We start from the raw sequence: 14,890 nt of genomic DNA, 5'->3' as shown, positions 1-14,890 counted from the left end.
GGCCTTTCATGTCCATGCCCGTACGCCCGGCCTCGGAAATCGCGTCCGAGGCCGGGGCAGGGGGCCTAGAAGGCGACCTTCAGCTGGCCGCGGACGGCGTGATCGCCGCCCTCGTCGCCGTGGGCGCCCTCGAAGGCGGCGCCCAGGCTCAGCCACGGCGTCAGACGCCAGTCCGCCTCGAAGGTGGCGACCATCGACATGTCCGAGTGCAGGCTGCTCAGGATCGAGATGGTGTCGCCGCCCGGGAAGTGGTGACGGCCGGTCGGCGCCATGTCCCCGTTCATGTGACGCACGCCCACCATGCCGCGGGCCGACAGCGGACCGGACGGGATCGTCCGGATGCGGAAGCCGGCGGTCGACAGGGTCAGGTCGTCACGGACGCCCTCGCCGACGATCCGGGCCACGCCGCCCGTCTCGCTGAAGGCGTCGGTGTTCGCATGCACGGTTGTGACGTTGACGAACGGCTCCAGATAGCCGCCGTTCGTCGGCATGCGGTAACCGGCCTCGATGAAGGCCTGCAGCACCGAGCCGTCGTACTCGGCGCGGAGGCGGTCGGTGACGCCCGGGAAGGCGACCGTCCGCTCCGTGTCGATCGAGGTCCAGGCGTAACCGACCCCGCCGCGCAGGCTCCAGCGATCCATGCGAACGCCGGCATAGCCCATCGCATGGACGTTCAGGGCCGTGCCGTTGCTGTTGCGGGAGTCCAGCTCGACATCGGTGTCCAGCCAGCCGGCGGCGACGCCGACCGTGACGTTCGGAGCGATGTTCCCATCGGCGCCGAACAGCATGCTGTTGGAGGTCAGGTCCGTGCTGGCGGCGTTGCCGTCGCCCGGGACCCGGCCGCGCTGGTAGGAGGCGTGACCCCAGAAGCGGCCTTCGCCCGGCTCTTCCAGACGATCCAGAACGGCCTCGCGGGACTGACGGGTCCCCTCGCTCATCGCGCGGCGGATGGCCGGATGGATCTCGCCCGACAGCTGGTCGAACGCCGCGCGGGCGGCGCCGTCGTCAGGCAGGACCAGCACGGCCTCGCGCAGCGGATTGTCCATCGGCAGGCTGTCGACCCCGCGGCCCGTCTCGCGACGGTTCCAGGTGTCGCCAGCCTCCTCGAAGCTGCGCATCTGCCACAGTTCGAGATAGGCCTGCGTCGCGGTGTAGCCGTCGCGGAGGCCCAGGAACGCGGACACCAGACGCTCCTCGAAGTCGAACTCGCCCGTCAGACCGTTGGCGGCGGCCGCTACAATGTATCGCTGGCCAATCGACAGCGACTGGACGGAGCCGACTTCAAGCCGGGCGCCCGCCTCGATCGTCAGGGCCCCGGTGGTGCGGAACACGTCGGCGAGGTTCGTCCCGCCAATGTCGACTTGCAGGGTCGAGCCGCCGGCGAAGACCGTATTGGCCGAGGTGGCGATCAGATCGCCGATGCCGCCATCCGACAGGTCGAGGACGCCCGCGTTGCGGAAGGATTCAAGCCCTTGCCACAGCGAGCTTTCGGCGGTCGCCGCGTCGGAGCCGCCGGTGATCACACCGCTGCCCGTGTTGACGAGGCGATCGTCCGAGCCCTGGAAATCGCTCTGGCCGCCGATGCCGTTCCAGCTGCCGCGGTTGATCGTGTTGCTGGCGTCGCCCTGCAGGATCAGGCGGCCGAAGATCGTGCCCGCATTGGTCAGGTCGATCTGACCTCCGCCCGCCTGGAGCGCGATGTCGAAGGAACGGTTCGAGCTGTTGCGGATCGTGCCGTCGTTGTTGATCCTGACCGCCTGGTCGCCGCTGGAGGCGGCCAGGACGCCGGCCTCGCTGCCGGTGACCAGACCGTTGATGGCGATGTCGGTCGCGCCCGAGCCGATGTTGCTGGTGGCCACGCCGATCGTGCCGCCGGTGACGTTGTTGACGTCCACCGAGACCCCGCCCGCACCGGCCGCGAAGGCGAGGACGCCCTCGGTTCCGGAGGCGGTGATCGTTCCGGTCGAGGTGACGCGGGTGGCGCCCGCACCCTGGTTGCTGGCCAGGACGCCGCGGCGGCCGGTGGCGGAAGCCACGGTCACGTCGACATCCCCGGCCGAACCGGCGCCGAGCTTCTGGGCCACGATGGCCTCTTCGGCCGTGCCGGTCGCCGTGTCGGCGGTGACGACGACGTCGCCAGCCCCGCTGTTATTGGCGACCACGCCGCGCGCGCCGCGGGCCGAGTCGACGTCGACCGTGACGTCGCCCGCGCCGGCGCCGGTGCGCTGGGCGGAGACGCCAGCGCTGTCGGTTCCGGCGGCGTTGACCGTGCCGGCCTGGACCGACACCGCGCCGCCCTGGGCCGTGGCGACGATGCCGCTGCCGTCGGTCGCCGAGATGGCGCCGGTGGCGACGACGGTCGTCGAGCCCGCGCCGATGTTGCGGGCGAAGATGCCCGTGTCGGCCTGGATCGGGCCGTCGACGGCGATCGCGATATTGCCGGTCGCGCCGGTGGCGTCGATCTCGCGCAGAACGCGGATGCCGACGCTGCCGGCGTTCACGGCGCCCGCCGAGACGGTGATGTCGCCGGTGTTCGAGGCCGAATAGACGTCGATACCGCGCGAGGCCGCGCCGTTGGCCGTCACGTCGCCGACGTTCAGGCTGATGTCGCCGCCGTCAGCCTCTCCCATGCTGGCCACCAGGGCTGCATCGCCGCTTTCGGACGTGATCGCGCCGGTCAGGTCAGCGACGATGTCGCCATCGCCCTGTCCGTCGAGAGCCAGACCCGCGCCCGTGCCGCCGGAGAAGTCGCCCGCACCCGAGACGGAGATGTCGCCGGTCGTGGCCACGATCGCGCCGGTGACCGAGCCCGTGACCGAGCCCTCGACCCGCAGGGAGGCATCGCCCGTCCCGCCGATGGAGACGCCCGCGCCATCCGTGCCGGTCACGTCGCCATTGACCTCGACATCGACCGCGCCGCCCTGGCCGCCGCCGATGGCCAGGATGCCGCTTTCGGCGGTGACGTCGCCATTGGTCACGACGCGGATCGCGCCGGTGGCGAGATTGGGCACGCCCGTGCCCTGGTTGTGGGCCAGCATGGCCAGCACGCCGAACTCGCCCGCCGCCACATCGCCCTCGACCGTCAGGTTGATGTCCGCCGTGTCGGACAGGCTGACGATGTTCAGGCCGATCCCGTCCAGAGCCGTGACGTCGCCGGTCCGGACGGTGATGTCGCCGCCGATCTCGGTGTCGCGCAGGAACAGACCGTCGCCGTCCGTGGCCGAAAGGGCGCCGGACAGGTCGTAGTTGACGATCCCGTTGCCGCGGTTGCTGAGGAAGACGGCATTGCCCTCGCCGCTGGTGATGGCGCCGGTTCCGGTCACGACGATATTGTCGCCGCGCGCCGCCTCGCCGCCCTGAACGATCAGGCCCTGCGAGGCGCCGGTCACCTGACCGTTCACCGCCACGCTGACCGCGCCGCGCCCGATGGCCTGCAGCCCGCTGCCGGTCTCGCCGGTCACGTCGCCGTTCGTCGTCACCGACAGGGCGCCGGTCCCGGCGTTGAACGCCTGGATGCCGAAGCCGCCCGCGACGTCGCCGTCGGTGATCAGGGAGACTTCACCCGTGGCCGTGTCGCCGGTCAGGCCCATGACGATGCCGCCGGTCGAGCCATAGACGTCGCCCGTGGTGCGCAGGCGGTTGTTGCCCGTGAGGGTGCTCAGCCGCCCGTCGTAGCCATAAGCCGTCGGCGCGGCCGCAGTAGCCGTGGCGCGTACCGCCCCGACGGTCACATCGACATTGCCGCCGTCGCGGGTGTCGACGATCACGATGCCCGAGCCGCCCGTCGCGCTGCTGGCGCCCGAGATGTCGACCTCGGTGTCGCCCGTGCCGTTATTCTGGATTACCAGCGCGCTGCCTTGGGTCGCCACGAAGCTGCCCTCGCCCCTGACAGAAACGTCGCTGTCGACGCCCGTCTCGCCGGTCTGGATGAAGGCGCCGAAGAACTGCCCGGCCACCCTGCCGTCGGCGCGAACCGTGACATCGTCGCGCCCGAAGGCAGTAATCCCGATGCCTCGCGCAGCCGTGACGTCGCCGTTTGCGGTGACACTGATAGCGCCGCGCCCTTGGTTTTGTGCGACAATTCCGGTGGTTTGGGCTGAGGTCACGCTTCCGTTGGTCGTGATATCGATCGAACCGACCGCGTCCTCCGAGAGACCTGCAAAAATCCCGACGAAGCCGGCGTTGATGTCGCCATTGCTCGTGATCGCGATATCGCCAGTCTCTGTCAGGGCCTCGACCTGAATGCCATCGCTGCTTGAGGATGACACCGATCCGGTGGTGACGTTGATGTCACCGCCTTCGGCCGTGTCGAGAATTCGGACACCGACGCCGCCGGTCGCGGAGGTCGCGCCGGAGATCGCCACCAGCACGTCACCATGACCGCGGTTGCTCACCAGCAAAGCATCGCCGTCACGGCTGACGAACCCGCCTGTTCCGCGCACTGTGATGTCCTGCTCGACGTCATCGGCTTGACCGGCCTCGCCGCCAAGGATGACCGCGCCGCTAATGCCGGTCACGGTGTCGTTAGCGGTGACGCTGACCGCGCGACGGCCGGTCGCGGTAATGCCGTGGGATTCGGCTGCGCTACCGGTCGCCGTGACGCGGCCCTCAGCGACCAGGTCGATATCACCCGAGCCGCTGTTTGCGGCCAGTATGCCACGAATGCCGCGAACCGAGCCGTTGGTGGTAACGCTGATGTCGCCTTCGCTGTCGGCGGAGCCAAGCCCTGCGATGATGCCCGCGCCAGATGCGCTGACGTCGCCGTTGGTGCGGACGGTAACGTCGCCGGTCTCGGACGCCGAGACGATGTCGATGCCGGCGGACGTGGTGGAACCCGTCGCCGTGATCGCGCCGGTGGTCACGTCGATGTTTCCGCCGTCGACGGTATCGGCGATGTAAACCCCGCTGCCGCCCGTCGCCGAGGTCGCGCCGGAGATATCGACCCGCACATCACCGCCACCACGGTTCGTGATGTCGAGCGCGTTGCCGGCGCCGCTGGTGAAGCCGCCCGTGCCGCGCACGGTGATGTCCTGCTCGGCCTGGGGTACGCCCGCCTCGCCGCCGATGATGACGGCGCCGTTGCGGCCGCCCGCGACATTGCCGTTGACCTCGACCGAGACATTGCGACGGCCCTCGGCGCGCAGGCCCTCGAAGCGGGCGCCGCTGACGTCGCCGTTGGTGGTCACGTCGACGTCGCCGATCCCGGCGTTGCCGGCCGAGATGCCGAAGTCGCCGCGCACCGCGCCGTTGGTCCGCACGGTCACGTCGCCCGTGGCCAGGTTGCTCTGCAACCCGGCGATGACGCCGGTGTCGCCGGCCGTCAGGTCGCCGTTGGCGGTGACGCTCACATTGCCCGTGTTGGACTGGGACACGGCAGCGATCGCGTTGCCGGTCGCGGTGACGGCGCCCGTGGTGATGTCGATGTCGCCGGCGTCGGCCGTGTCCGTGATGCGGATCCCGCTGCCCCCGGTCGCCGAACTGGCCCCCGAGATGTTGACCCGCACATCGCCGCGGCCGTTGTTGGTGATGTTCAGGGCGTCGCCGGCCTCGCCGACGAAGCCGCCCGTGCCGCGCACGACGATGTCCTGCTCGATCGGGCCGACCACACCCGCCTCGCCGCCGATGATGGTCGCGCCGCGGGTCGCGCCGGTGACCGTGGCGTTGGCCTCGACAGTGACGTTGCGACGGCCGTTGGCGAAGATGCCGGCGGCCTCGTCCCCATCGACCACCTCATTGGCGGTTATGTTGACGTCGCCGAGGCTTGAGTTGTCGGCGAAGATGCCCACCCCTCCACCTCGTACGGCGCCGTCTGTCCTGATGTCGATGTCCGCGTCGCCGGCGGTGTCGTAAATACGCGCACCAACCGCCGTCGAACCGGCGACGACATCCCCTTGCGCCCTGATTGTGACGTCCCTGGAATCCGTCTCACCATAGATCCCAAGGTCCGTCGCGGTGACATTTCCGGTCGTAATATTGACATCACCCCCAACGGCGTTCGAGTTCGAAGCCAGAACAAAGACGCCGCTTCCGCCCGTCGCGTTGACGTCCCCGGTGATAGCCACCGTGACGGTTCCGGTACCGGAGTTAGCGACAGAGATGCCGTCACCATCGGTCGAACTGAAGTTGCCCTCGCCCCTCACCGAAACGTTCCCGGAAGAGCCTTGGCCAGTCAGAACATCGACAGCCGTCGTCCCCGACGTGTCTCCATTGGCGACGATGTTGATGTCACCGCGTCCTTCCGCGAAAATCGCGGCGTCATCGGTCGCCCTTACGGCGCCGGACGTCGTGATGTTGACGGCGCCCGACCCTGCGTTGAACGCCGAGATCGCCTGCGAATTCTCACCTGCGGTCACACTGGCCGCCCGGATGGTGATATCGCCCGTGGCATCCTCGTTCAGATGGTTAACAAGAATGCCATATCCGTCCGCCTGGACATGCCCGGCCGTTGTGACATCGATGTCGGCCGTGAGAGACTCGGATTCGATATCGATCCCGTCCGCCGTGGAGGTGTTCGCCGCCGTCCCCCGCGCCGTCACGGCGCCGACGTCGATCGTGATGTCGCCGCCGTTGACCGTGTCACGCACCCTCACGCCGTCGCCGTTGGTGGCGTCGATGACGCCGCCCCAGGTGAAGGAGAACGGGTCCGAGCCGGGGTTGAAGCGGTCGATGCCGCTGCCGTTCTGGGCCGTCAGATTGCCGCTGCCATTCACGATGACCTGGCCGCCCGCGCCCGTGGTGTTTATCGAGATGCCGTCGGTCGCGCCGGTCACGGAAGTGGCCGTGATCGCCAGGGTGCCGTCATTGTGGTTCACCCGGATGCCGGCGCCGGTCGTGCCCGTCACCGTGTCTTCGGCGACGATGCTGATCCCCCCGCTCGCATCGCCGCCGGAGACAGTTATGCCGACCCCGCCCTCGACCGTGCCGCGGGTTCGGACGGAGATGTTCCCGCTCTGCGGCGAGGCGCTCAGGTTAATCCCGCCCAGCGTGCCGGAAACGTCGCCTTCGGCCAGAACGGAAACGCCCGTCCGGCGCTCGGACCGGGACTCGATGTTGATCCCGTAGCTGCCCGTTGAACTCACGTCTCCGACCGTGACCTCAATGGCGCCGCCCAGAGGGGTGTCCTCGACATCCACGCCTGCACCGCCGGTCGCGGTGATGGCGCCCGCGATATTGACCGCAGTGCGTCCGCCGCCGCCGTTCAGGACCGTCAGGGCCGTTCCGCCCTCGGCGGTAATCCGGCTGTTGGCGCCGTTGGTGCCCGTGACTGTCACGTCGCCGCCACCATTTCCACCCGCCACCCTCACCCCATCGGTTGCGCCTGTGACGTGTCCGCCGAGCATGACGGCGACCATACCCTCGCCACTGGCACCAATGCCAAGCCCGACGGCGCCAGTGACGTCGCCGTTCGCGATGACCAGGACCTCACCGCTTCCGGCATTTCTGACTGCGATGCCTACGCCTCCGGTCACGGTCCCGGTCGTTGCGATGCCGATGCCGCCGTCGCCGTTTTCGTTGCCCAGTTCGGCGACGATGCCGAGCGCGTTGTCGCTGCCGGTTACGTCTCCATTCGCGACGATGACGATGTCGCTTTCCACGCCCCGCGATATCGCCATGATGCCCGAGCCGGTTTGGCCGCTCACATCGCCTTCGGCCCGGATGTTGATGTCGCCGGAGCCGCCGAGGTTATCCAGACCAGCGGTGATGCCGTTGCCTGCGCCGGACACATCGCCTCCCGCCACGATGGATATGCCGCCGTCCAGCGATCCTGACTGCGCATCGATCCCGTCGGCCGGTCCGCCGCCCGCGTCATTGCCCGTCGAGGTGACCGGACCGCTGATGTCGATGTCGATCGCGCCGCTGTCCTCGCCGTGGCGGATGTGGATGCCGTCGCCGTTGTTCGAGGTGATGCCGCCGGCCTGGGTGTAGTTGGTCGAGCCGGTGCCGTCGTTCACGTGCTCGTAGCCCCGGCCGTTCGCGACCACGATGTCGCCCTCGACGATGACGTTGACGTCGCCGACGGCGGCGATGCCGAAGCCGGCGCCGTCGGTGGCCTCGCGGCTGCGCGTGCGGATGCCACCGGTTCCGCCCGTGACCGAGCCGACCGTGAGGTTGATCGGCCCCTCGGCCGAGGCGCTGACGCCGACGCCGCCGGCGTTGACCGCGCCGCCGATGCTGGCGTTGATGCCGCCGGAGCTTTCGTTGGTCACGTCCACGCCCGAACCGGTTCCGCCCGTGACGTTTCCGGTGACGGTCAGATTGGCGTCGCCCTCGTCGCCGCCGTCGCCCGCGCCGGCGCGCAGGCGGATGCCGTCCGTTGCGCCTGACACATCGCCGGTGAAGGCGGCCGTGGCTGAGGCGCCGCTGGACGCATCGACGCCTGCGCCATTGGCGCCCGTGACATTACCCGCGGAGATGTTCAGGTCGCCGGTATAGGCGCCGCCGACGCCGAACACCTCGAGGCCACGAGCGCCGCTGAGGTCGCGTGTGGCGATCGATACGCTATCACCGCCGGACTGGACGTTGACTGCGGCGGCGTTGGTCGCGCGAATTGTTCCGGCCGTTTCGATATCGACGGCGCCGCCGCCATCCTGCAGAACCAGCAGACCCTCGCCCGCGCCTTCGTTCACGATGCTCCCGTCGCCCGAGTAGGTCAGCGGCCCCTCGCCGCGCAGGGTGACCGCGCCGGCGCCGCCGGCCAGCGGCGTCCGGCCTTGCTGAACGAAGACCGACCCGTCGTTCCGGACCGAAGCGCCGCCGGCGCCAGTGTTCTCGATCGCCACGCCGTACTCTGTGATCTGGGCGCCGGACACGATCGTGAGGCTGGCGTTCGCGCCACTGTTGAACGTGTGGGCGCGATCCGAAGGTGGGTTCTGCGGCGCGGTCGTGTTGGTGGTGGACGTTGTCGCGCACGTGACCGCCACGCCGTTCGTCGCGCACTGGGCGAAGGCCTCGCCCGGCGAAGCCAGCGAGCCGGCGCCCGCGGCGGCCAGGCCGATGGCGGTCAGGAGGGCGAAGCGGCTGGTCTGCTGGCCGAGATCGCGACGCAGGGTGGAGGGGGCGACGGCGGGGGCTGCAGCCCTGGCGCGGCGGTTCGAAGTCTTGCGGGGGGCCGGGCGCGCAGCAGCGTCGGTCTTGCGGGTCATGAATGCTTCCTCATTGCAGCGAATACCGGGACGGCGGGGGGAGCCGACGCGGTGGGGGACGCTCTTCCTGCGTGTGCAGGACGGGCGGATTCGCCATCTGGACTACATTCTGGAGTATTCAGAAAGTTAACAGTTGTTACATGCAAATATTCATGTATCTGGTGTGCCGGATGGGGCGCGGTCCATGTAAATGCGAGATTGAATACAGTTTCGTGTAGTGAATTGTTCTGTAACTATTTCGATCTATTTCTGTGACTTCATCGCACCTCTCCGCGCAATGGGGAGGTGGCGCGCCGCGGATACGCGGCGTGACGGAGGGGTTCGAAGCGTGCGCTGATCAAACCCCTCCACCCCCGCCTTCGGCGGCGGTCCCCCTCCCCAGCTTCGCTGGAGAGGTGAGGGGGGCGACTACCGCTCGCTGCCCGAGCGCCACAGGCTGCGGGTCAGGGGTTCGATCAGGTATTGCAGCGCCGTGCGGGGGCGCAGGACGATCACGACCTCGGCCGGGGCGCCTGGGCCCAGGCGATCGGCGGCGGGGCCCAGCGTCGCCAGCTGTTCCGGCGGGACGACGATCTCGACGCGGTAGTAAGCCGCGCCCGTCTGCTCGACGGTGAAGCTGTCGGCCGAGACGCGGGTGACCTGGCCGCGCACCGAGGGGGCGCCGCGCAGGCCGGGGAAGCGGATCTCGGTCTCACGGCCCGGCCGTACGCCGTCGATGTCGTTGGGGCTGACCTGGGCGACGATGACCTGGGATGCGTCGGCGGGGACAACCTCCATCAGGGTCTGCCCCGGCGCCACGACGCCGCCCGGCGTGAAGACGCTGAGACCGACCACCTCGCCGTCGGCGGGCGCCCGGATTTCGGTACGGGCCAACTGGGCGCGCAGCTCGTTCAGCCGGGGACGCAGCTCGTTCAGCTGGACGTCGATCTGGCGCAGTTGCTCGGCCACGTCCTCGTTCATCTTGCTGGAGACGCCCGACATCTGGAGCCGGGCCTCGCCGACGGCCTCGCGCGAGCGCGCGATCTGGGACTGCAGCGCGCCGCGTTCGCCCTCCAGCTGGGCCGCCGACCGCTCCAGCGCCCGGACCTGGGTCATCGGCGCATAGCCGCGAGCGGCCAGGGCGCGAATGCCCTCCAGCTCCTCGGCGATCAGTCGCTGCTGCTCGGCGTTGGCGGCGATCTGGCGCTCGTAGCCGACGATCTGCTCGTTCAGCTGCGCCACCCGCTGGCCGAGCACGCCGGTCTCGGTCGAGCGGCCCTCGCGTCGCGCGCCCATCTGGCGGCGTTGCAGGGCGAGGGAGGCGTTCGCCAGCGCCGCATCGGCCGGCGGCAGGCCGGCGAACTCGGGCGGAGCCACCAGCGCCCGGCCGTCCCGCTCGGCCGTCAGCCGCGCCCGGTGAGCCAGCAGGGCGAAGACCTGACCGGCCACGCCACGCTCGGTCGCCTCCAGCTCGCCGGCCGACAAGCGGATCAGCAGCTGGCCGCGCCGCACGGCGTCGCCCTCGGCCACCCGCAGCTCCCCGACCACACCGCCTTCCCGGTGCTGCACCGCCTGCCGGTTGCCCGATACCGCCACCTGACCCGAGGCGTAGGCCCCCGCGTCCAGCCGCGCGAACGCCGCCCAGCCGAGGAACAGGACGAAGAACAAACCGATGGCGATGGCCCCGACGCGGGGCTCGAACACCGCGGCGTCGTCGATGGCGTCGTCGGCTTCCGGACGCGGGCTCATGCACGGCTCCCCTGCTTGCGGGCTTGGGGCGCAGAGGCCTTCTCAGGCGCGGGCGGGCGGACGGCCTCCCGCTCCTCGCGCAGCGTGGCCAGCACCTCCTCGCGGGGGCCGTACAGCCGGGCCTTGCCGTCCTCCATGACCATCAGGTGATCGACGCGGGCCAGCACCCCGGCCCGGTGGGCGATGACCATGACCGCCGCGCCCCGGGCGGCGGCGCTCAGGATCGCCTTCATCAGCGCCGCCTCGCCGTCCTGATCGAGATTGGCGTTAGGCTCGTCCAGCACCAGCAGCACCGGCTCGCCGAACAGGGCGCGGGCCAGAGCCACGCGCTGCGCCTGCCCGGCCGACAGTCCCTGACCGAAAGGCCCCAGCGGCGTGTCGTAGCCGCGCGGCAGGCGCTGGATCATCTCGTGCGCCCCGGCGGCGGTCGCCGCCCGCACCGCCGCCTGATCGACGTCGTCGCCCTCGCTGCGCGGCGTGAAGCGGGAGATGTTCTCCTTCACCGTGCCGGCGAACAGGCTGGGCGTCTGGGGCATGTAGCCGATCCAGCGGGCCAGGGCGTCGCCGTCGCGGGCGTCGAACTCGGCTCCGTCCAGCCGCACCTTGCCGGCCTGAGGCGTCAGGGCGCCGGCCAGCACGCGGGCCAGCGTCGTCTTGCCCGAGCCGCTCTGGCCGACGATGCCGAGGGTCTGGCCGGGCGTCAGCGACAGACCGACGCCGCGCAGCTGGGGTGTCGGGGTCTCCGGAAACTGGACGCCGAGGTTCGAGGCCTCCAGCCGACCGCGAGGCGGGGGCAGGGCGGTGCGCTCCCGCTCCGCCGAGGCGGTGCGGACGAACAGCTCCGTGAGGGCCAGCCAACCGGCGCGGCCCTGCACCAGCGAAGGCCACGCGCCGACCAGCTGCTCGATCGGCGCCACCGCCCGGCTCAGCAGGACGGAGGAGGCGATGATGGCGCCGGCCGAGATCTGGTGCTCGACCGCCAGCAGGGCGGCGAGGCCCAGCGCGAACGACTGGACCACCAGACGTACGAACTTGATCGCGCCGGTGTAACGTCCGCCTGCCAACTGGGCGCCGGCCTGAACGACGGTGGCCTTGCGGCGCTGGTCGATCTGGCGGGCGATCGAGGCGCTGCGCATGCCCAGCGCCCGCACGACCTCGGCCTGACTGGCGATGGCTTCCTGCGCCGCATAGGCGCTGCCCTGCAGCTTCATCGCCTCCTCGATGCGGGGCCGTGCGTCGCGCTCGTTCATCCACGCCAGGGCGAACAGGACAGCTCCGCCCACGAGGGTCAGCACGCCGATCGCCGGGTGCAGCAGGAAGCAGCACAGCAGATAGATCGGCGTCCACGGTGCATCGAACAGCGCCAGCATGCCCGGACCGCTCAGCGCGCCGCGCGCCTGATCGAAATCGCGTAGCGCCTGCCCGCCTGCGCCTCGCGCCTGCATGTCGACGATCCGGCCGAGTATGCGCGCCGACAGCAGGCGGTCCAGCCTCAGTCCGGCCCGCAGCATCAATCGCCCACGCAGCCAGTCGAGAACCGCCAACGTGCCCAGGGCGAACACGGTCACGGCCGTGATCAGCGCCAGCGTCGTCAGCCCGCCGGTCGGCACGACGCGGTCGTAGACCTGCATCATGTACAGCGTCGGCGTCAGGTAAAGCAGGTTCACCAGCGCCGAGAAGACAGCCGCCCAGATCAGGTGCGGACGACAGGCGCGAACGGCCTCGGCGAGAGGCTCGGCGCCGGGCGCGGCGGGAAGAATGAGATTGCGCAAGCGGACGGATCCGGACGTCTGAAACACGGGGACGACCGCGCCCGTAACAGTTCCGTCGCGCCTCCGCCGCCGCCTTGCGGTGGAGCCCGCGGACTATGCGGTGAAGGCCGTCGGAGCTGCGACGGATGGTCCTGCCGCCCCGCACTCTCGGCATCCCCCAAGGGCGACCAGCGCCGGCTGACGGCGTGCGCCCGGACTCCAGTATTGAGGATCGAGCCTTGACCCCATCTTCCACGAAATCGTCTGCTCTGGACGTCGGCCTGCCGACCGCCTTTGAAGACGTGGTGGGCGCCAGCAGCGCTCTGTCCGACATCGTCGGCGTGTCTGCCTCCACCAACGCGGGGGAGCCTGCGGCCAGAAAAGGCGGTGTCGAGAAGGCTCGATCAGCCTCGGCGGCCGATCTCGCATCCGCCCATGACGCCCTGTCCTTCGATCGCGACGGCGTCTTCGCCTACAAGCCTGCGGGCGGCAAGGGCGGCGCTGCGGCCGCCGACGGTCCGCGCCCGATGCGTGTGGTGACCCTGGACGACACCGCCAACCGTGTGAGCTACGCGAACGAGACCGAGGGAATGACCGTCCATGCTCTGGGCGGAAATGATGTGATCACCGGCAGTCGGTTCAACGACGAATTGTTGCTGGGCGACGGCAACGACGAAGGCATCGGCGGCGCCGGCGACGACATCATCCGCGGCGGTATCGGTGACGACCGGCTGTTTGGTCAGGCGGGCGCAGACCGGCTCGAGGGCGGAGACGGCAAGGACCTGATGGACGGCGGAACCGGAGCGGACGTCATGGTCGGCGGTATCGGCGACGACATCTACTACGTCGACTCGGTCGCTGATCAGGTCGTCGAGCTGGCGGGAGAGGGCAAGGATAGCGTCCGATCGACGGTGAACTATGCGCTTCTGGACAATCTCGAGGATCTGTCACTCGAGGGCATGGCTGCAATCTTCGGAGTCGGAAACGAGCTGAACAATACGATGACTGGCAACAACGCCAACAACAAGCTGTGGGGCCACGGTGGTAATGATACGCTCTCCGGCAATGGTGGCGACGATATCCTGGACGGCGGCGAGGGCAACGATCGCCTGGTCGGTCGAAACGGTGTCGATCATCTGTATGGTGGTTTGGGCGACGATCAGTACTTCGTCGACAGTCAGGATTTGATCTTCGAGTTCGACGGCGAGGGCCGCGACGAGGTGATCTCGATCGGCAACTACGCATTGCCGGATCACGTGGAAGTTCTACGTCTCGACGGCGCCCGAGCCATCCAGGGAGAGGGCAACAGCCTCGACAATCTCATCGTCGGAAACGACGGAAGCAACCACCTGTACGGTCGCGACGGAAATGACCACCTCGTCGGCGGTCGCGGCAGTGATCTCCTCAGCGGCGGTGGTGATGACGACCGGCTTGATGGCGGCGAGGGCGGAGATTACCTCGAAGGCGGCCGGGGCAACGATCGTCTGGATGGCGGGACAGGCGCCGACACCATGATCGGCTCGGTCGGCGACGATACGTACTTCGTCGACGACATGAACGATGTCGTCACCGAGGAAGTCGGTGAAGGATATGACACAGTCTTCTCAACGGCCGTCCATTACTCTTTGGGGGAGGGCGTTGAGGAGATTCGTCTCACCGGAACCGGGAGGTCAGCTTACGGAAATGTCGGCGACAATCGATTGATCGGGCATGACGGGTACAACCTGCTCGCGGGGGGCGCCGGAAACGACGTTCTCATCGGTGGCGGCGGCGATGACACCCTGTTTGGAAACGGCCTCGGGACTGAAGATCCGGGCGAAAGCGACAGACTGGAAGGCGGCATCGGAAACGACACGCTGTATGGCAGTGGTGGGAACGACCTTCTGTTCGGCGGAGACAACGACGACCGCCTGATTGGTGGTCGCGGCCAAGACCGTCTTGAAGGCGGCTCAGGGAACGACGTCTTCGTCTTTCGGGCCAGTGAGCGCTACGATGACCCAGCTGGCGCGTTCGATACAATTATCGACTTTCATGGCGCTGGAAGTAGTGGCAGTGGACAACAGGATTTTCTTGAGTTGAGCTGGTTTTCGCCCGGCAGCGTCCTGGTGTTCGACCGCTACGGCAACAACGAGCATCAGCAGTACTATCGGGTCCTCAGTCCCGAAAACCCGTTCTATGAAAAACTGATCCTGATAAACATGGTGGGAACCACAAATCAGCTGACCTCTGCTGACTATGCGTTTGTGCCTGCAGGCTGACGCGTTCTCG

General features: G+C 68.8%; 4 protein-coding genes. 1 reads left to right on the top strand and 3 read right to left on the bottom strand.

Annotation, left to right across the window (positions count from 1 at the left end; all coding sequences use genetic code 11):
• Positions 1-65 precede the first annotated feature (65 nt).
• From ABDZ95_RS13135 to ABDZ95_RS13125, 3 genes are all read right to left on the bottom strand, one after another.
• Positions 66-9,143, bottom strand: a complete 9,078-nt coding sequence (locus ABDZ95_RS13135; protein WP_343794410.1) for a hypothetical protein — start codon at positions 9,141-9,143, stop codon at positions 66-68.
• A gap of 408 nt (positions 9,144-9,551) precedes the next feature.
• Positions 9,552-10,871, bottom strand: a complete 1,320-nt coding sequence (locus ABDZ95_RS13130) for an HlyD family type I secretion periplasmic adaptor subunit (protein ID WP_343794409.1) — start codon at positions 10,869-10,871, stop codon at positions 9,552-9,554.
• Positions 10,868-12,643: a type I secretion system permease/ATPase gene (locus ABDZ95_RS13125; protein ID WP_343794408.1), complete on the bottom strand. Its 1,776-nt coding sequence runs from the start codon at positions 12,641-12,643 to the stop codon at positions 10,868-10,870. The genes ABDZ95_RS13130 and ABDZ95_RS13125 overlap by 4 nt, the downstream gene beginning before the upstream one ends.
• Before the next feature lie 218 nt (positions 12,644-12,861).
• Here ABDZ95_RS13125 and ABDZ95_RS13120 point away from each other — a divergent pair, with 218 nt between their 5' ends.
• The gene (locus ABDZ95_RS13120; RefSeq protein ID WP_343794407.1) at positions 12,862-14,880 is read left to right on the top strand and encodes a calcium-binding protein; all 2,019 of its coding nucleotides are present in this window, start codon (positions 12,862-12,864) and stop codon (positions 14,878-14,880) included.
• The last annotated feature ends 10 nt before the right edge of the window (positions 14,881-14,890 follow it).

This window comes from Brevundimonas kwangchunensis, assembly GCF_039523815.1.
Classification (GTDB): domain Bacteria; phylum Pseudomonadota; class Alphaproteobacteria; order Caulobacterales; family Caulobacteraceae; genus Brevundimonas; species Brevundimonas kwangchunensis.
Note: the sequence above shows the minus strand (reverse complement) of the source record. Positions and strands in the feature narration are given on the sequence as shown.